The 18349-nt window shown below is 59.8% G+C and carries 18 protein-coding genes and 1 pseudogene; 16 read left to right on the forward strand and 3 right to left on the reverse strand.

Annotated elements, in window-relative coordinates; translation table 11 throughout:
- Nucleotides 1-82 precede the first annotated feature (82 nt).
- The 3 genes from D8U61_RS06725 to D8U61_RS06735 all read left to right on the forward strand — a co-directional run bounded on the left by D8U61_RS06725 (nucleotide 83) and on the right by D8U61_RS06735 (nucleotide 2478).
- A complete protein-coding gene (locus D8U61_RS06725) occupies nucleotides 83-1309 on the forward strand; it encodes an SAM-dependent methyltransferase (protein ID WP_130926645.1) in 1227 nt (408 codons plus the stop codon).
- A gap of 163 nt (nucleotides 1310-1472) precedes the next feature.
- Nucleotides 1473-2054: a DJ-1/PfpI family protein gene (locus D8U61_RS06730; protein ID WP_024011961.1), complete on the forward strand. Its 582-nt coding sequence runs from the start codon at nucleotides 1473-1475 to the stop codon at nucleotides 2052-2054.
- A gap of 79 nt (nucleotides 2055-2133) precedes the next feature.
- Complete coding sequence (locus D8U61_RS06735; protein WP_122752001.1) at nucleotides 2134-2478, forward strand: YegP family protein; 345 nt, start codon at nucleotides 2134-2136, stop codon at nucleotides 2476-2478.
- Nucleotides 2479-2642: 164 nt separating this feature from the next.
- Here the strand turns inward: D8U61_RS06735 and D8U61_RS06740 are convergent, their stop codons facing one another.
- Entirely contained in the window at nucleotides 2643-3662 is a 1020-nt protein-coding gene (locus D8U61_RS06740) for a DUF4917 family protein (protein ID WP_130926646.1), read from the reverse strand.
- A gap of 154 nt (nucleotides 3663-3816) precedes the next feature.
- Between D8U61_RS06740 and yiaY the strand changes: the two genes are divergently transcribed.
- Nucleotides 3817-4965, forward strand: coding sequence for an L-threonine dehydrogenase (gene yiaY, locus D8U61_RS06745; RefSeq protein WP_130926647.1), 1149 nt, complete (start codon nucleotides 3817-3819; stop codon nucleotides 4963-4965).
- Here yiaY and D8U61_RS06750 read toward each other — a convergent pair.
- A complete protein-coding gene (locus tag D8U61_RS06750; protein WP_177433311.1) occupies nucleotides 4926-5603 on the reverse strand; it encodes a hypothetical protein in 678 nt (225 codons plus the stop codon). The genes yiaY and D8U61_RS06750 overlap by 40 nt on opposite strands.
- Before the next feature lie 218 nt (nucleotides 5604-5821).
- Here D8U61_RS06750 and D8U61_RS06755 point away from each other — a divergent pair, with 218 nt between their 5' ends.
- From D8U61_RS06755 to D8U61_RS06805, 10 genes and pseudogenes are all read left to right on the forward strand, one after another.
- A complete protein-coding gene (locus D8U61_RS06755; RefSeq protein WP_130926648.1) occupies nucleotides 5822-7102 on the forward strand; it encodes a hypothetical protein in 1281 nt (426 codons plus the stop codon).
- Nucleotides 7103-7189: 87 nt separating this feature from the next.
- Nucleotides 7190-8095 (forward strand): LysR family transcriptional regulator, encoded by a 906-nt coding sequence (locus D8U61_RS06760; protein ID WP_130926649.1) that lies wholly within the window; start codon nucleotides 7190-7192, stop codon nucleotides 8093-8095.
- A gap of 251 nt (nucleotides 8096-8346) precedes the next feature.
- Complete coding sequence (locus D8U61_RS06765; RefSeq protein ID WP_123442951.1) at nucleotides 8347-9540, forward strand: CaiB/BaiF CoA-transferase family protein; 1194 nt, start codon at nucleotides 8347-8349, stop codon at nucleotides 9538-9540.
- On the forward strand, nucleotides 9537-10463 hold the full coding sequence (locus D8U61_RS06770) for a hydroxymethylglutaryl-CoA lyase (protein WP_130926650.1): 927 nt from the start codon (nucleotides 9537-9539) through the stop codon (nucleotides 10461-10463). The genes D8U61_RS06765 and D8U61_RS06770 overlap by 4 nt, the downstream gene beginning before the upstream one ends.
- A gap of 179 nt (nucleotides 10464-10642) precedes the next feature.
- The gene (locus D8U61_RS06780; protein WP_130926651.1) at nucleotides 10643-11974 is read left to right on the forward strand and encodes an MFS transporter; all 1332 of its coding nucleotides are present in this window, start codon (nucleotides 10643-10645) and stop codon (nucleotides 11972-11974) included.
- 181 nt (nucleotides 11975-12155) lie between these two features.
- Complete coding sequence (locus tag D8U61_RS06785) at nucleotides 12156-12890, forward strand: hypothetical protein (RefSeq protein ID WP_125925280.1); 735 nt, start codon at nucleotides 12156-12158, stop codon at nucleotides 12888-12890.
- Nucleotides 12889-13020, forward strand: a pseudogene (locus D8U61_RS06790) (glutathione transferase); the annotation flags it as partial. The gene D8U61_RS06785 and the pseudogene D8U61_RS06790, both read left to right, overlap by 2 nt.
- Before the next feature lie 61 nt (nucleotides 13021-13081).
- Nucleotides 13082-13720 (forward strand): LysE family translocator, encoded by a 639-nt coding sequence (locus tag D8U61_RS06795; protein WP_125925281.1) that lies wholly within the window; start codon nucleotides 13082-13084, stop codon nucleotides 13718-13720.
- A 75-nt stretch (nucleotides 13721-13795) separates the two neighbouring features.
- The gene (locus tag D8U61_RS06800; protein ID WP_125925282.1) at nucleotides 13796-15145 is read left to right on the forward strand and encodes a diguanylate cyclase; all 1350 of its coding nucleotides are present in this window, start codon (nucleotides 13796-13798) and stop codon (nucleotides 15143-15145) included.
- A gap of 153 nt (nucleotides 15146-15298) precedes the next feature.
- The gene (locus tag D8U61_RS06805) at nucleotides 15299-15802 is read left to right on the forward strand and encodes a DUF4142 domain-containing protein (protein ID WP_122691681.1); all 504 of its coding nucleotides are present in this window, start codon (nucleotides 15299-15301) and stop codon (nucleotides 15800-15802) included.
- Between the two features lie 161 nt (nucleotides 15803-15963).
- On the opposite strand, the gene D8U61_RS06810 is transcribed toward D8U61_RS06805, so the two are convergent.
- Nucleotides 15964-16374, reverse strand: coding sequence for a low affinity iron permease family protein (locus D8U61_RS06810; protein WP_016771301.1), 411 nt, complete (start codon nucleotides 16372-16374; stop codon nucleotides 15964-15966).
- Nucleotides 16375-16593: 219 nt separating this feature from the next.
- Between D8U61_RS06810 and D8U61_RS06815 the strand changes: the two genes are divergently transcribed.
- Both D8U61_RS06815 and D8U61_RS06820 read left to right on the forward strand, forming a co-directional pair.
- Entirely contained in the window at nucleotides 16594-17679 is a 1086-nt protein-coding gene (locus D8U61_RS06815; RefSeq protein ID WP_016771300.1) for a type I restriction endonuclease, read from the forward strand.
- A gap of 108 nt (nucleotides 17680-17787) precedes the next feature.
- Nucleotides 17788-18349: methyltransferase domain-containing protein (locus D8U61_RS06820; RefSeq protein ID WP_130926652.1), on the forward strand; the 562-nt coding region annotated here is incomplete at its 3' end.

Here is an 18349-nt window from a genome sequence, read left to right on the forward strand (position 1 = left end):
GTAAATAACTGCGTGTCCCGAACGGCCATCCCCCCTAAAATACCCGCCATTCCCGATTCCGCCCGTCCGAGGCCGTTTGTCCATGTCTGTTTCCGCTTCTTCCGCGCCGTCCGCCAAACCGGCCGCCGATCACCACGCCCAGTTCATCGAGCTGCTGCAAGCCAGCCTCGACGACAGCGGTTTCATCAAACTGGTATTGGCCAAATACGTCGGTGAAGAGGCGGATCTGCAACGGGTCATCATCAAACCGGTGACGGTCAAGGCGCAGGCGTGTCTCTCCTTCGTTTATCGCTACAAGACCCGCGACATCACCAAGAACCTGCCGCTGAGCGAAGGCGTTGCGCTGATTGCCGGTCTGCTGCCGACCTCGTTCAAAAATGCGCATTTATTGGCGCTGAGCGACGAAGCGCAGCTGGAATACAGCAAAAAGGGCAAGAGTTCGCTGTTCAAGAGCAAGCCTCAGCAATTGCGTGAAGCGCCGTCCGCCGAGCACAACCGCGAGAAAAACCGCTTTCTCGAACTGAGCCGCCCGTTCCTCAAGGATCTGGGCGTGACCAATGCGCAACACGAGCTGATCCCGGCGATGTCGCGCAAGTGGAAGCAGATCAACAAGTTCATCGAAGTGTTCAGCCATGCCCTGACCTCGTCGCCGCTGGCGCTGGACAAACCGGTGCGGGTCGCCGATTTCGGCTCGGGCAAGGGCTACCTGACGTTCGCCATTCACGACTACCTGCGCAATACGCTCAAGGCCGAGGGCGAAGTCACCGGCGTCGAGCTGCGCGAAGAAATGGTCAACCTGTGCAACGCCGCTGCGGCCAAGCTTGAACATCCGGGGCTGGTGTTCAAGTGCGGTGACGTGCGCACGGTGGCGCCGAGCGAGCTGGACGTGATGATCGCCCTGCATGCCTGCGACATTGCCACCGATTACGCGATCCACACCGGCATCCGCTCGGGTGCGTCGATCATCATGTGCTCGCCGTGCTGTCACAAACAGATCCGCCTGCAGATCCAGAGCCCGGCGCTGCTCAAGCCGATGCTGCAATACGGCTTGCACCTCGGCCAACAGGCGGAAATGGTCACCGACAGCTTGCGCGCGTTGTTCCTCGAAGCCTGTGGTTACGAGACCAAGGTGTTCGAGTTCATCTCGCTGGAACACACCAACAAGAACAAGATGATTCTCGCGGTGAAACGCGCCGAACCGGTCGATCCGACGCAGTTGTTGGCGAAGATCGCAGAGCTCAAGGCGTTCTACCACATCAGCGAACACTGCCTGGAAATCCTGCTGCGCGCCGACGGTTATATGCCCTAACAGGCAGCTGCAAGCTTCAAGCTTCAAGCTGCAGCATGACGCTGGTGTGCCTGATATGGGTGATCTTGTTTTTTCTTGAAGCTTGAAGCTTGAAGCTTGAAGCTTGCAGCTCAATTTGGGTCTACCTTGAATACTCCCAGACCTTTCCCCGAGGAGTTTTCCCATGGCCGCGAAAAAGATTCTGATGCTGGTCGGCGATTACGTCGAAGACTACGAAGTGATGGTGCCGTTCCAGGCCTTGCAGATGGTCGGCCACACTGTCCACGCCGTGTGCCCGGACAAGTCCGCCGGCAGCACCGTGCGCACCGCGATTCATGATTTTGAAGGCGATCAGACCTACAGCGAAAAACCCGGTCATCTGTTCGCGCTCAATTTCGATTTCGCCAAGGCCAGCGAAGCCGATTACGACGCGCTGCTGATTCCCGGCGGTCGTGCGCCGGAATACCTGCGGCTGAACGACAAAGTCCTCGAACTGGTGCGCGCGTTCGACAACGCCGGCAAGCCCATCGCAGCGGTCTGCCATGGTGCGCAACTGCTCGCGGCGGCGGGTGTGCTCGAGGGGCGCGAGTGCAGCGCGTATCCGGCCTGTGCCCCGGAAGTCCGGTTGGCGGGCGGCACCTACATCGACATACCGGTGACCGACGGCCATGTTCAGGGAAATTTCGCCACCGCTCCGGCCTGGCCGGCGCATCCGCAATGGCTGGCCGGTTTCCTCGGTCTGCTCGGTACGAAAATCACCTTGTAGTCGAAGAGGCGACAGATCGCAGGTGCTGGTCTTTACTCTGAAGCGCGAAATCTCTCAATCGCCCCCAGGAGAAACAGACATGTCCGGATGGTACGAAGTGAGCAAAAGCAGCAACGGCCAATTCAGGTTCGTGTTGAAAGCAGCGAACGCCGAAACGATTCTGACCAGCGAGCTCTACAGCACCCGCGCCGGCGCCGACGGCGGCATTGCCTCGGTGCAGGCCAACAGCCCGCTGGACGAGCGTTACGAGAAAAAATCGACCAGGGACGGCCAACCGTACTTCAACCTCAAGGCGGCCAATCACCAGATCATCGGCAGCAGCGAGTCGTATTCATCGGATGGCGCGTGCGACAAGGGCATCGCCAGCGTGAAGGCCAACGGCCCGACGAAAACCATCAAGGACAAGACCCTGCCTGTCCTCTGAAATCCGACATCAACCTGTGGGAGCGAGCCTGCTCGCGAAAGCGGTGTTCCAGTCACCTTTTGTATTGGCTGACCGGCCGTCTTCGCGAGCAGGCTCGCTCCCACAGGTGACCGCATTCCATTGTGGGAGCGAGCCTGCTCGCGAAGGCGTCAGCCCGGCCAATATCAAACCTCAACCGGTACCGACAATTTTGGATCGCCCAGGGCGTGGCTCTTGGCATCAAAGAACCGCAACTCAACGCCGGTACCGTCGAACACCTTGGCGTAGTGACGTTTCTGATGCTGAATGAATGCGGCGCTGCGCGGGTAAATCGAGATCGCCACGCATCTCGGTCGGGCCAGGCGCAACGCGCGCACCAGATGCGCATCCTGCTCGCCCAGCGCATGGCCGAAGATGCACAGGCTGTCGCCATGAGCCAGTAATTGCTCGTAGCAGAACGACAGATAATCGGAGCTGCGAATGGTCTTGAGCTTGTCAGCGCTCGGCCCTTCGGTGACGAACAGCGGCACGTCGTCCAGCGTCTTGATCGTATTGTTGATGGCGAAACTGCCGAGCAGGGTGCCCTCGGTCGAGGTCAGTTTGCGTGCGGTGCCGTCCTGATTGCGCACCAGATGCAGACCACCGTGCAGGTAGAGCAGGCGCGGTTTGTCGGTGGCGCTCTGGCTCAGATCGAAACTTGCGTCCGCGCCGTTGAACAGATCGTCGATGGCCTCGCCGGGGTGTTGCAGCGCCCAGTAATTAAGCAGGTCGTAGTTGGTGGTGAACACCGTGCGATAGCGCGCCAGTTCAGCATTGAGCACCGTCAGTGTCGAAGGCTGCACCAGCCGCCACGGGATGTGCACCGCGTGCACGGTGTTGATCAGCGCTTCCTTGATTGCGTAATAGCGATTGCGCGGCGCCGCCGAGCTGACCGCCAGCGCCTTGTTGACCCGGCTGGTGGTCTTCAGGGCGCCCAGCACTTGTTCGAAGCTGCGGGTTTGCAGCGCGTCGAACACCGCCAGTTCCGATGGGCTCAGCGGTTTCTCTTCGACCGTACGGGCGTTTTCGAACAGCGAGTCGTAGCCGAAGTCATCCCACACCGCGCGGCTGGCGCCATTGCCCACCAGCAAACCCTGGAAATCGTTCGCGGCGCGCAGGGCGTTCCAGTCTTCGAGGGTGGCGTCGACATTGAGAAAATCGGTCATTGCGTGGGCGGTCTCAAAACAAAGGGCAGATGGACGGCGACTTTATCACGAGCGGACATTGAGCCAGATCAACATTGCTCGTGACTGATCGGTCGATCCTGTGTGCACCCGCCGAATCGAGGCAGTCGATCCGGCTTCAGTCAGGAGACACACGATGAGCAGCACCTTCTTCATTCCGGCGGTCAACATCATGGGCAGCGGCTGCCTCGACGAAGCCATGGTCGCGATCCGCAATTATGGTTTTCGCAAGGCGCTGATTGTCACCGACGTCGGGCTGGCCAAGGCGGGCGTGGCCGCAATGATCGCCGAGAAACTGGCGATGCAGGACATCGATTCGGTGATCTTCGATGGCGCCAGACCGAACCCGACCACGGCCAATGTCGAATCGGGTCTGGGGCTGTTGAAGGAAAGCCGTTGCGATTTCGTCGTGTCGCTGGGTGGCGGCTCGCCACACGATTGCGCCAAGGGCATCGCGCTGTGCGCAACCAATGGCGGGCAGATTGGCGATTACGAAGGCGTCGACCGTTCGAGCAAGCCGCAATTGCCACTGATCGCCATCAACACCACCGCCGGCACTGCCAGCGAAATGACCCGCTTCTGCATCATCACCGACGAATCGCGCCACGTGAAAATGGCCATCGTCGACCGCAACGTCACGCCACTGCTGTCAGTCAACGATCCGGAACTGATGGTCGCGATGCCCAAAGGCCTCACCGCCGCCACCGGCATGGATGCACTGACCCACGCCATCGAAGCCTACGTCTCTACTGCCGCCAACCCGATCACCGATGCTTGCGCGCTTAAAGCGATGAGCCTGATCAGCAGCAACCTGCGTCTGGCTGTGCGCGACGGCAGCGACCTGGCGGCGCGGGAGAACATGGCTTACGCGCAGTTCCTCGCCGGCATGGCGTTCAACAACGCCTCGCTCGGATTTGTCCACGCAATGGCGCATCAGCTGGGCGGCTACTACGACTTGCCCCACGGCGTCTGCAATGCCGTGCTGTTGCCGCATGTGCAGAGCTTCAATGCGCTGGTCTGCGCTGACCGACTCAGGGACGTCGCCCACGCCATGGGCGCGGATATTCGTGGTTTCAGCGCAGAGGAGGGCGCGCAGGCGGCGATCAATGCCATTCGCAACCTTGCCAAAGACGTCGAGATTCCCGGCGGACTGCGTGAGCTGGGCGCGAAACTCAGCGATATCCCGGTGCTCGCCGCCAATGCTTTGAAGGATGCGTGCGGACTGACCAATCCACGGGCGGCAGATCAGCGCCAGATCGAGGAAATTTTCCGCAACGCGTTTTGAATGAAGGCGCGCAGGCGAGCGAAGTCGAACAGTCCTTCGCTTGCTTCTGCGACCACGGTAAATGTCCGCACACGGCCCCAGTCTGAAACCTGGCCGGCGATGTTGTGAACGGCGGATATACGGTACTGCCCGACTGCCAATGAGTGTGCAGCCGGTGTTTGCCATTTCCGGTCGCTTTCGACCGCTGCCCTGGCAATCTCCAGGCCAGTGTCCAGATCGAAAACACTGACGAAACCCTCGGCCCGTGTGACATCTCCCGACAACAACAGAGGCGCATTTACCTCCGCTCCCTCAAGCGGTACGAAGACGCCCGGGACGTCGATTTCGGGCCGCAGTCGCACCTCATATCCGCGCTCTTCGCTCCATTCGGACGTGATGCCTGCATACGTCTGGTGGGCGTGAATCTTCTGCTGGCCTGGAGCCTGGGCGCCGCTGATGCTGAACGCCCATCGTCCCTTTGCGCTAACCAGCCCTGCACCGAGCGAATGGGTGTTTTCAATGTTCCAGACCTGTACAAGCGCATGGGGTATGCCGCTGCCGAGCAACAATGTCGCAGGTCCCGTCGTGCTGGCCTCCTCGGGGTAGGTGATGGTCGGGGCCGGGGCAGGTTGTGACATTTGCTCGTCGCGAGTGCTCATCGTTCTTCTCGTCCATGGCTGATTTGAACGCTGAGGTTGGCATGACGTGCCTGAATTCGAACCTGTAAGAACTACCAGTCATCCAGTCTTTTTTGCACGGTGATCAATTTCGTTTTCTTCTAAAAAACTGTCATTTGTGTCAGTTGTCCGGCGTGGCTTCTTCGGGTCGAATGCTCCCAGCGAGGGGATCGATGTCGATCCCACAGGAGAATACGAACATGCCGGAATCCACCGCGCCATTGCCCCCAACCGTGCAGTCAGCCGGGGAGCTGGATGCTCAGTTTGGTCTGCGAACGCTGAAATTCCCCGGAGCGGCCAAGACCATTGCCGAAGGCGTGTCGATCACGCCTTCGGGGAAGATCATGGTCAGCGCTACCGTCGAGCAATCAAGCCATTCGTACTACGGCCTTGCGCGCCTGGATGCCGATGGCAATCCGGATCCGGATTTCGCCACCGGCGGATATCTCAGCGGCCAGTTCGGCACAGGCTCGCTCACCCAAGGCGGGCCATTGATCGTTGATGCGCTCGGGCGGATCTGGATGTGCGGTGTGATTGGCGTGGTCAAAGACAAGACGCTTGAATACCAGCAAGTCATCGCGCGGTTTCTGCCCGACGGTTCGCCGGATATCGAGTTCGGCGGCGACAGGAATGGCTACCGGATTGTGCCCATGCGGATTCCGGCACTCTTTGGGGCGACCCATGGGCAACTGCTGCTGGCGAAATCCGATCCGCAGCTTGCGCAGCCGGACAGGCTGCTGTTTGTGACCGCGCAAAAGGGCAGTGGCCTGTTGACGCGATTCCATCTCGATGGCTCGGACGATTTATCGTTCGCCAGCAACGGTTGGCTGCCCCTGTCGCTGCCAGGCGTGGCCATTTCGCTGTCCGGGATCATCCAGCTCGACGATGGGAAGATCCTGCTGCATGGCAAAACGGAAGTAACCAATCAGGGATTGGTCATGGCGTTCGACCACAACGGGAAAGTTGCACAAGCGTTCGGCGACAAGGGGGTACTGCTGTTGAACATTCAGCGCGATGGCCAGCCGCTCGAAAGCCGCGTGACGGACATTGCTGTGCAAACGGCGCAGCGCCTGCTTCTGCTCGGTTCGGCGGTCGAGTCAACGCAAGGCACAAAACTGCAACACGGGTTCATCAGTGGTATTACCTACGCCGGCCAAATGGATGACGCGTTCAACAACCCTGTCCTCAGCCCGACGGCGCACGAACTCGACCTGAGAGGTTGGCAAGCGGGGTTTGCGCTGGATGACATCGCTGGCAAACGTATTGTGGCGGTCGGACAGACCTCGGGCAGCGCACGAGGCTTGTTGACGGGAGGCTTTCTGGTCGATGGCGCAGTGGATGATTCGTTTGATGTCGAGGGCGCGAAGGACATTTCATGGCCAGCCATCGATGCCTGCCTGCAAGGCTCTTCGATCCTGGTGTTAGGTCGCAGGGACGACAGCGCACAATTGGTCCGCTTGTTGACCGCGCCTGTCGCATAACGGCGCAAGACCATCGGACATTGAGCAGGCAGAGTTAGAACCGGGCTATCCTGCCGGCTCGGATGAACCTCTGCCTTCGAGCCCAGCATGCTGCAAAAAAGCCTGATCCGCCGTCTCGACCTGATCACTCTGCAACTGTTCGTCGCCGTCCACGAGGAAGGCACGCTGACCCGTGCGGCTGCGCGCGAGGCCATCGCGGTGTCGGCGGCGAGCAAGCGCCTGATGGAGTTGGAGGAGGCGCTGGGCATCGCTTTGTTCGTGCGTCAGGCCAAAGGCATGATCCTTACGCCGGCCGGTGAAACCCTGCTGCACCATGCCCGGCAGATGCTCTTCAATGTGGAAAAGATGGGCCTGGAACTGGGCGAGCACAGCCACGGTGTGCGTGGTTACGTGCGCATGCTGGCCAATCTTTCGGCGATCATTCAGTTCCTGCCTGAAGACTTGCGCGACTTCTCCGCGCGGCATCCGCAGGTCAAGACCGACCTTGAAGAACGCCCCAGCGCCGGCGTGATTCAGGGCGTGCTCGATGGCGTCGCCGACCTCGGCATCTGCTCCGACGACAGCGACACCAAAGGCCTGCACAGCGTGTTGTACCGCCAGGACAAACTGATGGTGGTGATGCTCCCGGAGCATCCGTTGGCTACGCGCGCATCCGTGACTTTTGATGAAACTCTCGACAGCGATTACGTCGGCTTGCACGCAGCCAGTTCGATCAACATGCGTACCCATGCGGCGGCGCGGCAGGCCGGCAAAGTCCTGCGCATCCGCATTCATGTGCCGGGATTCGATGCGGTGTGCCGGATGGTCCAGGCGAACATGGGCATCGGCATTCTGCCGCAGCGAGCCTATGAGTTGTTCGGTCAGGCACTGGGCTTGCGTGCGGTGCCGCTGACCGACGACTGGTCCGATCGCGCGCTGATTGTGGTGGTGCGCGATGAGGCGGGATTGTCGCCGGTGAGCCGGATGTTGTTTGAGCATTTGCGCGGGCGGTAGATCTTCATTGCAGCTGATGGCCTCTTCGCGAGCAGGCTCGCTCCCACATTGAACTTGTGAACACAGAATCTGAAACCACTACAGAACCTTGTGGGAGCGAGCCTGCTCGCGAAGGCGGCCCTGAATTCACCACCGAATCACAGCGGAGCATTCGCATTTCGCGAACGCCCTTTGCCGAGAGACGGCTGGATTCTCCGATCATCGTTCCTCTAGCCTTGGCGACATATTCCAAGAACAAGAGGTACCCCGCGATGACTGCCCCTTTGAGTGCGATCAAAGTGATCGAGATCGGCACCCTGATCGCCGCGCCGTTTGCCGCGCGCATGCTTGCCGAGTTCGGCGCCGAGGTGATCAAGATCGAAGCCATGGGCCAAGGCGACCCGCTGCGCAAATGGCGCAAGCTGCACGAGGGCACGTCGCTGTGGTGGTACCTGCAATCGCGCAACAAGAAATCCCTGGCACTCAACCTCAAATCCGCTGAAGGCATCGAACTGGTCAAGCAACTGGCCGGTGACGCCGACGTGATCATCGAAAACCTGCGCCCCGGTGCGCTGGAAAAACTCGGTCTGGGCTGGGACGTGCTGCATGCGCTGAATCCGAACCTGACCCTGGTGCGTATCTCTGGCTACGGCCAGACCGGCCCGTACCGCGACCGGCCCGGTTTCGGTGCGATTGGCGAGGCCATGGGCGGCATTCGCTACACCACCGGCAATCCCGATTCGCCACCAGCTCGGGTCGGCGTCAGCCTCGGCGATTCGCTGGCCTCGCTGCACGCAGTGATCGGCGCGCTGATGTCGCTGTTGCGGGTCAAGACCGGGCAGGGCGGCGGGCAGATCGTTGACGTATCGCTGGCCGAGAGCGTGTTCAACGTCATGGAAAGCCTGGTACCGGAATACGACATGCTCGGCCATGTGCGCGAACGCAGCGGCGGCGCCTTGCCGGGCATCGCGCCCTCCAATACCTACCTCACCGCCGACGGTGCCTACGTGGTGATCGCTGGTAACAGCGACCCGATCTACAAGCGCCTGATGCACACCATTGGCCGCGCTGATCTGGCCGAGGCAGAAGAGTTCGCCCACAACGACGGCCGCGCGGCGCAGAGCGGTTTGCTCGATGCGGCCATCACACACTGGACCAGCAGCCTGCCGATCGACGAGGTACTGGCCGCCCTCGAAGCCGCTGAAGTGCCGGCCGGGCGCATCTACTCGGTGGCTGACATCGTCGCCGATCCGCACTATCAGGCGCGGGACATGCTGCTCGATGCCGAGTTGCCCGGTGGCGCAACGGTGAAGATGCCCGGCATTGTCCCCAAACTCTCGGAGACGCCCGGCGGGGTGAACTGGTCCGGGCCGAAACTGGGCCAGCACACCGACGCTATTCTCGCCAATCTTGGCCTGACTGAACTCGACATCGAACGTCTGAAAGGCCAGGGGGTGGTGCAATGATCACTGACTATTCGCAAACCCTGATCGTCCAGGAAGTCTCGCCCCGCGACGGTTTGCAGATCGAGCCGACGTGGGTGGAAACCGCTGACAAGATCGCCCTGATCAATCAATTGTCACAGGCCGGATTCAGCCGCATCGAGGCCGGCTCGTTCGTCTCGCCCAAAGCCATTCCGGGCCTGCGTGACGGCGAGCAAGTGTTCAACGGCATTCAGCGTCAGCCGGGTGTTATTTACGTGGCGTTGATCCCCAACCTCAAAGGCGCGCAACGCGCATTGGCGGCGAATGCCGATGAGTTGAATCTGGTGATGTCTGCCAGCCAGACCCACAACCTTGCCAACATGCGCATGCGTTGCGAAGAGTCGCTGGCGGCGTTCGCTGACATTGTTGCGTTTGTCAGCGGCTCAGGTGTGCGCCTCAACGGCAGCATCGCCACCACCTTCGGTTGTCCGTTCGAAGGACGGATCGATGAGGATCGCGTGCTGCAAATTGTCGACGCTTATCAAGAGCTCGGCATTCAGGGCATCAGCCTCGCCGACACCACCGGCATGGCCAATCCGCGTCAGGTCGATCGCTTGGTGCGGCGCGTTTTGCAGCGGGTTTCGCCGGCTGACCTGACTTTGCATTTCCACAACACCCGCGGCCTTGGCCTGTGCAATGTGCTGGCCGCTTACGAGGCCGGCGCGCGGCGCTTCGATGCGGCGCTGGGTGGCCTCGGTGGCTGCCCGTTCGCACCGGGCGCGTCGGGCAATATCTGCAGCGAAGATCTGGTCAATCTGTGCGATGAAGTCGGCATTCCCACGGGCATCGATTTGCCGCTGCTGCTGAAACTTTCGCGCGGCTTGCCGGCGCTGTTGGGCCACGATGTCCCCGGCCAACTGGCCAAGGCCGGGCGCAACTGCGATCTGCATCCGATGCCCATCTGAAGATACAAAACCCTTGTGGGAGCGAGCCTGCTCGCGAACGCGGTGTGTCATTCAACATCGGTATCGACTGATCTGGCGCATTCGCGAGCAGGCTCGCTCCCACAGTTCAAAAGCATTCAGCAGTAACCAGACAACAAAAACAATCGGACGCCCATCGGCAGTCCGCCTGGAGAAAATCTATGAGCCTCAACGTAATGGAGGCGGGCGTGAATCCGTCCGTCGATCACGACGCCGAAAAAGCCCTGGTCAGCAAAGTCGCCTGGCGCCTGATGCCGCTGATCATGGTCTGCTACCTGTTCGCCTTTTTCGATCGCATCAACATCAGCTTCGCCAAATTCCAGCTGCAGACGGACCTGAGCCTGAGCGACACCGCGTATGGCTTGGGCGCCGGGCTGTTCGTGGTCGGTTACGTGCTGTTCGAAGTGCCGAGCAACATGATGCTGTACAAGGTCGGCGCACGGCGCTGGATTGCTCGGATCATGATGTCCTGGGGCGTGGCGACGGCGGCGATGGTCTTCGTCAACAGCGAATGGCAGTTCTATGCGCTGCGCTTCGTGATCGGCGCGATGGAAGCCGGGTTTGCTCCGGGCGTGCTGTATTACCTGACCCTGTGGTTTCCGCAGCACTTCCGTGGCCGCATCACCTCGATGCTGTTCCTTGCCTCGGCGTTTGCCGGGCTGGTCGGCGCGCCGTTCTCGGGCCTTGTGTTGCAACACCTCGATGGCGTGTTGCAGATGCGCGGCTGGCACTGGTTGTTCCTGCTCGGAGGCGTGCCGTGCATCGCCCTCGGTTTCTTGGTGCTGACCCAGCTCAAGGACCGCATCGAGGATGCGCACTGGCTGACGGCTGACGAGAAGAAATTGCTCTCCAGTCGCATCGCCCATCACGAGCCACACAAGAGCGGCGGCTCATTGCTCGCGGCGCTGAAAATCCCCGGATTCCTGACGTTGGGTTTGATCTACTTCCTGATTCAGGTCGCGTCCTACGGGTTGAATTTCTGGGCACCGCAATTGATCCGCAGCGCCGGCACCGAAAGCCCGGTGATGATCGGCCTGCTGACCGCCATTCCGTATATCTGCGGGGCGATCAGCATGGTCGTGATCGGGCGCTTGTCAGACGCCACCGGTGAACGGCGCAAGTTTGTCGCCGGGCTGGTGATCGTCGGCGCGATCGGCTTTTTCAGCGCAGGAATCTTTGCCAGCCACACGACCTTCCTGATCGTCGCGCTCGGCCTGCTTGGCGCCGGCATCATCGCTTCGATTCCGAGCTTCTGGACCCTGCCACCGAAACTGCTGGCGGGCGCCGGTGCCGGCGCGGCAGGCGGGATCGCGGTGATCAATACCCTGGGGCAGTTCGGTGGGGTTGTCAGCCCGGTCATGGTCGGACGCATCAAGGACCTCACCGGCAGCACCACCCCGGCGCTGTACGTCATCGGCGTCGCCGCGCTGATCGCCGCAGCGCTGCTGCTGTGGGGCTTGCCGCAGAAGTTGCGCACGCTGGACAAGTATTGAGATTTGCTGCGTCGGCGATAGCAGGCTCGCTCCCACTTTGGAATGCGGCTTTCCTGCGGGAGCGAGCCTGCTCGCGAATTCCGACTTCAGACACATGAGAAGATTCGCTGGCCAGATCTGTTGAATCCTCCGATGCAGAAAGGGATAGTGCGCGCCTGGAAATATCTTCAAGGAGCGGGAAGTGACAATGAAGTCCATATGGATCAGCGCTGCGGCGCTCTGCGGGTGGTTGGTGGCTGGGCAGGCGTGGGCCGATTGCACGCCGCCTGCGGTCAGTGGCGAAGCGGACTTTTCTTTGTGCAAGGACTGGCCGGCTTATCCGTCGCTGACGATTACCGCGCTATCGACGTTCGTGCCCGATCCGGTCTATGGCCAGGACGGCAGGGTGGGTTCATACGATCTGGCTCTGGCCGTCACTACCGCTGGCAGCCCCAAGCCGCTGGCGACCTATCATCAGCAGTCGGCGTTTCTCTCCGATGCCATCGCGCTGGAGAGTCTGGAGCTGGATACGGCGCGTTATAAACTCACGCCCGACCTCCGTGCCTTCGGCGTTCGCGCTCATTTCAAAGGCTCGTCACGCGTTAATCCGCTGGATGAAATCTTGCTTTCGCTTTATGTGAAAGAAGGCGACAAACTGCGCCCGGTGCTGGATCGCTTGATCGTCTACAGCTTCAGTGGCGAATGGGATGGCAATTGCGCCGGAGAGCGCTCGGAGACGGTGCGTACGCTTGAGATGGGCAAAACCAGTTCCCATGGTTACGCAGATATCATTGTCCGCTCAGTCACCACGGGCCTGGTCGGTGAGGGGCCACCCGGCACCTGCGAGTCGAAGACCACTCACGAAAAGCCGGTGCTGAACACGTTGCGCTATGACGGACAGCAATATTTCGTTCCCGAAAATCTGAGAGGCTATTGAAGGCGCGTCGTTCTACTTCCTCGATCCCGACGGGCACAAGCTGAAGGTCCACGTCGGCGATTTGCAGTCGCGGCTCGCTGCGTGTCGGCAGAAACCGTACCCCGGCATGCGTTTCCGCGACGAACCCTGATCCGCTTCAATCTTGTTGATATAGACTCTGCGCCACGTGTTCTGGCGCTTGCAGGTTTCTCATGACTCCATCATTGCTGTTGGCCGTTCTGGCTTCGGGTTTCATCTACGGGATCACGCCCGGGCCGGGCGTGCTGGCGGTGTTCGGGATTGGCGCGGCCCATGGCCGGCGGGCCGGGGCGGGGTTTCTGTGTGGGCATCTGCTCGGCGATGTGATCTGGTGCAGCACCGCGCTAGTGGCGATTGTCGGTGCGCGGGAAATCGGCAGCACCGCGTTCGATGTGCTCGGCGTGCTCAGCGCGGTGTACCTGTTCTGGCTCGGCTGGCGTGCGGTGCGTGCCCAACGCCGTAGCGGCGACGAGGCGCAAGGCGCGGCGCGGCAGCCGTTCTGGCACGGCATCGTCTTCGGCCTGACCAATCCCAAGGCCTATCCGGTGGCGGTGGCGACCTTTACGGCGCTGCTGTCGAGCCGCGCCGAACTGCTTAACTGGTCGATGCTGCCGGCGCTGATCGCCCTGAGCTTTATCGGCGGTGCGCTGGCTTACGCTATCCTCATCGGCGTGGTCGGCGCACAGCGAGTGCGCATGGTGTATCAGCGGCATGAGCTGCTCATCACCCGTTTATGCGGCGTGATGTTTATCGGCTTCGCCATCAATGCGTTGATGCACGCGCTGCCGGGGCTGCTGCCGAACAAGACTTGATGAAATGGGCAGGGACGCGCAATCACGATCATGGACGATTGAAATCGCTGCACTGTGCGGACATCCCGTAGAACCATGCAAAGCCCTAACCCTGCGCCGCTGGCGAGCTACATGGACCTGTTGCTGGACGCCGTTTGCGCGGTCGACAAACAGGGCCGTTTCGTTTTTGTCAGCGCTGCCTGCGAGCGGATTTTCGGCTACACGCCTGACGAGCTGATCGGCCGCTCGATGATCGAGCTGGTGCACCCGGCCGATCGCCAGCGCACCCTCGCGGCCGCAGGCGAAATCATGGGCGGCGACCCGAAGCACAATTTCGAGAACCGCTACCTGCGCAAGGACGGCAGCGTCGCGCATATTTCCTGGTCGGCGCGCTGGTCGGAGGTCGACCAACTGCGCATCGCCGTCGCCCGCGATATCACCGAGCGCAAGCAGGCCGAGTCGCGGCAAGCGGCGTTGTACGCAATTTCCGAGGCGGCGCATGCGGCGGAAGATTTGCTGGCGCTGTTCAAAAGGGTCCATTTGCTCATTGGCGAATGGCTGCCGGCGCTGAATTTTTCCGTGGCGCTGTATGACGAACACTGCGCGCAGCTGAGTTTTCCCTATCACGTCGACGATCACGAATTGCAGCCCGAGCAGCCCGGCACGGTCATCGGACGGCTTTGCGCGCAAGTGATCCGCAGCGGCCAGCCAATGTTGCTGACCCCGGACAGCGCCGATGCCACGCCCGACTTCGCTGCGCTGGTGGCGGAGCAGAACGCGCCTTGCTGGCTCGGCGTACCGCTGAGCTCAAAAAACGGCACCATCGGCGCCTTGATCGTCAAAAGCCTCGCTGGCGGCGAACGCTACACCGAGCAGGACAAGGAACTGCTGCAATACGTCTGCGCACAAGTCGCCACGGCCATCGAACGACAGCAACTGCATGCGCGGCTCAAGCGCATGGCGCAATACGATCAACTGACGCAACTGCCCAACCGCGAACTGCTGCGTGACCGGCTCAGGGCTGCGCTGGCCCATGCGCGAACCGTGCACGGACACATGGCGCTGCTGTATGTCGATCTGGATCGCTTCAAACAGGTCAACGACACCCATGGCCATGCCGTCGGTGACATGCTCCTGCAAACCGTGGCCAATCGGCTGAAAGGCTGCGTGCGTGAAACCGACACCGTGGCGCGTATCGGTGGCGATGAATTTGTCGTGCTGTTGCATAGCGTGCATGCCGCCGAAGATGCCGACAGCGTCGCCGGAAAAATCCGCTTGGTGCTGGCGCAGCCCATGCGCCTCGACGGCCATGACCTGCGTATCGAACCGAGCATCGGCGTGGCGCGTTTCCCTGAACACGGTGAAGAAGAACAGCAACTGTTTCGGCATGCCGATCAAGCCATGTATGCGGCCAAACGCCTGAATCATCGGGCCTTGGGCATCTGAAGCGAGCGCACCGTTCGTCGCGGCCTCGGCAGATTTTCTAAACCTTTGAACGCCAAAGCCTTCTTAACTGAGGCGGACAATTGTCCGCCGCGACTATTTGAGCAGCGGGCGAATCACGGCCCGCTTGAATTTTCAACGAAGGAGGGCGCGACCATGAGCCGGATGGCCACCCGTTTACGTAATGCCAGTTTTGCGACTCTGCTGGGCCTGTGCGCCAGCACTGCGTTCGCCCAGTCGCCTGCCGAATTCATCAACGATGCCTCCGCCAAAGGCATGGCCGACATCGAAGCCAGCCGTCTGGCCCACGGCAAGACCGAATCCAAAGAGGTCAAGGATTACACCATTGTCGTCATCAACGACCGCACCACGGCCAACCAGCATTTGGCGAAAATCGCCAAGAAGCTCGACCTGCCGGTCGCACCTCGCGAAGAACTCGCCGACAAGGCCAAAGAGTTGATGCCAGAAGTAAAGGATGGCGCGACCTTCGATCAGGCTTACGCTGCCAGTCAGGTCAAGGCGACCGAAGAGGCCATCACCCAGATCGAGCAACAGGCACAGACCACCGACGTGCCGGAAATTAAAGCGTTCGCCGATGAGACTTTGCCGAAACTGCAAAGCCATCTGGAGAAGGCCCGCGCGTTGCAGGCCAGTCGCTAACTTCGCCGTATTGTTCAGCGCGAACGAAATCTTGAGTTGAAAAGCGATGCTTGCCCTGTGGGAGCGAGCCTGCTCGCGAAAGCGGTGTGTCAGTCAATGATGTTTTGACTGACCCTCCCTCTTCGCGAGCAGGCTCGCTCCCACAGGGTGTGTTTACTTGCTCAGCACTCATTCAAATCCTGCTTTGGCTTGCTCTTGTCGCCCAGCCCCTCAAGATCAAACACCTGATTCTCACCCAGCGCGCGATAATGCCGGCGCAGCGCTTCGAGCTGCTTCAGATCCAGCGCCTCCAGCCCGAGCATCGCGTTCTGCGCTTCCTTGTTCACCCGCAGCAGCTCATCGAGTTTCAAGTGCAGAATGTCGGTGTCGCGGTTCTGCGTGTTCTGAATCAGGAACACCATCAGGAACGTGATGATCGTCGTCGAAGTATTGATGATCAGTTGCCAAGTGTCGTTGTAACCAAAAATCGGCCCGCTCAACCCCCACAACCCGATCAGAATCAACGCCCCCATGAACGTCTTCGGGCTACCGGCCCACAGGGCAAGTTTTTGGGCAATTTTCGCGAATTTCATGATGGGAGTCCTTGTTTTGGGAGCTTGAAATTCAGACATCGGTGCTGCGCTGAAAATTCTGTTTACAAGTTCTCCGTTCACTCAATACCTGGGTTAGGACTTGCCAATCTTAGGCTTATAAATGGACACCTTTCATTGTGGAGGTTTAAGTCTAGTATCAAATGGCAGTCAAACTGCCATCAGCTCATTCCACGGATAGAAACCCGTAAGAGGCGCCTCATGGAATTCTTCGAAAAGTTAGCCAGCCTAGCCGCAAAAGTCCGCTTGCAGAGCGCTGCGATCCAGACTGAAGAAGCAACGAAAAATGCATTCGTCATGCCTTTTATCAGCACGGTTCTGGGTTACGACGTTTTTGACCCGACTGAGGTGACCCCCGAATTCGTCTGCGATATCGGCACCAAAAAAGGCGAGAAGATCGACTACGCGATCATGAAAGAGGGGGAAGTGCAGATTCTGATCGAATGCAAAAAGATCGGTGAATCGTTGCACATCAATCACGCCTCACAGTTGTTCCGATATTTCCATGTCACCAGCGCTCGAATCTCCATTCTTACCAACGGTCAAGTCTATAAATTTTTCACCGATCTGGACGCGCCGAACAAAATGGATGAGAAACCGTTCCTTGAATTGGATTTGTTGGACATTGATGAGTATTCAGTCCCCGAGTTGGTAAAGTTGACGAAGTCAGCTTTTGATGTTGATTCCATCATCAACGCAGCGGGGGAGTTGAAATATGTCAGCCAAATCAAAAAGGTCCTCGCCGCGCAGGTCAGCAAGCCGGACGATGACTTTGTAAAGGTTTTCGCTTCTCGGGTTTATGACGGCGTGATCACGCAGAAAGTGCGCGACCAGTTTCACGAGCTGACCAGAAAAGCTGTCGGTCAATTTTTGAATGACCAGATCAATGATCGGCTCAAATCGGCCATGAGCGGCGCTATCCAGCCAGCGTTGGCCTCCCTGCCATTAGTTTCTGCCGGAACTGATCCGGTAGATCCGCGTGACGAATCAGATGACAAGGTTTTAACAACGCTGGAAGAGCTGGAGGGCTATCACATCGTTCGGGCGTTGGTTCGATCTGTCGTCGATGCCAAGCGCATTGTTCAGCGCGATACACAGAGCTATTTCGGTATCTTGCTGGACGACAACAATCGCAAACCGATCTGCCGTTTGCATTTCAATCGATCACAAAAGTATCTCGGCATCTTCGATGAAGAAAAAAACGAGACCCGTCATGCGATCAACTCGGTGGATGACATCTATGAGTTCTCGGATCATCTGAAAAAAACTGTCGGCTATTACGATTGATGGAGAGTCGACCGTTCAATCAGACACCTCATGCAACGTTCGCACTGGAATTGCCTTTCATGCTGCCTGTATCGTGAAAAGCAATCGAACACCCAACAGGAGAACGCAATGAGTTGGTCTGCCCAGCAATACGTCGCTTTCGAAGATGAACGCACCCGTCCGGCCCGTGATCTGTTGGCGGCGATACCCACGGCGCACGCCCGGGCGGTGGTGGATATCGGTTGCGGGCCGGGCAATTCCACCGAGTTGCTGGTGCAGCGTTTTCCCGAGGCCCGGGTCAGTGGCCTGGACAGTTCGGCGGACATGATCGCCGCCGCGCGCAAGCGCTTGCCCGATGTGCAGTTCGAGGTGGCCGAGATCGACAAGTGGACCGATGAAGGCCCGTTCGATGTGATCTTCGCCAATGCGGTGCTGCAATGGGTGCCTGATCACGCTTCGTTGCTGCCAGCCTTGGCGAGCAAGCTTTCAGATGGTGGCAGCCTGGCGATCCAGATGCCGGACAACCTCAACGAACCGTCCCACCGTTTGATGCGTGAAGTCGCCGCCAATGGGCCGTGGGCGAGCAGGCTGGCAGACGCTGCCGGGCAGCGTACCGACATGGCCAGTGCCAGTGAGTATTTTTCGATGCTGCGCCCGCATTGCGCGCGGGTCGATGTGTGGCGCACCACCT

This window comes from Pseudomonas sp. Sample_14 (assembly GCF_004307515.1).
Lineage (GTDB): Bacteria > Pseudomonadota > Gammaproteobacteria > Pseudomonadales > Pseudomonadaceae > Aquipseudomonas > Aquipseudomonas atacamensis.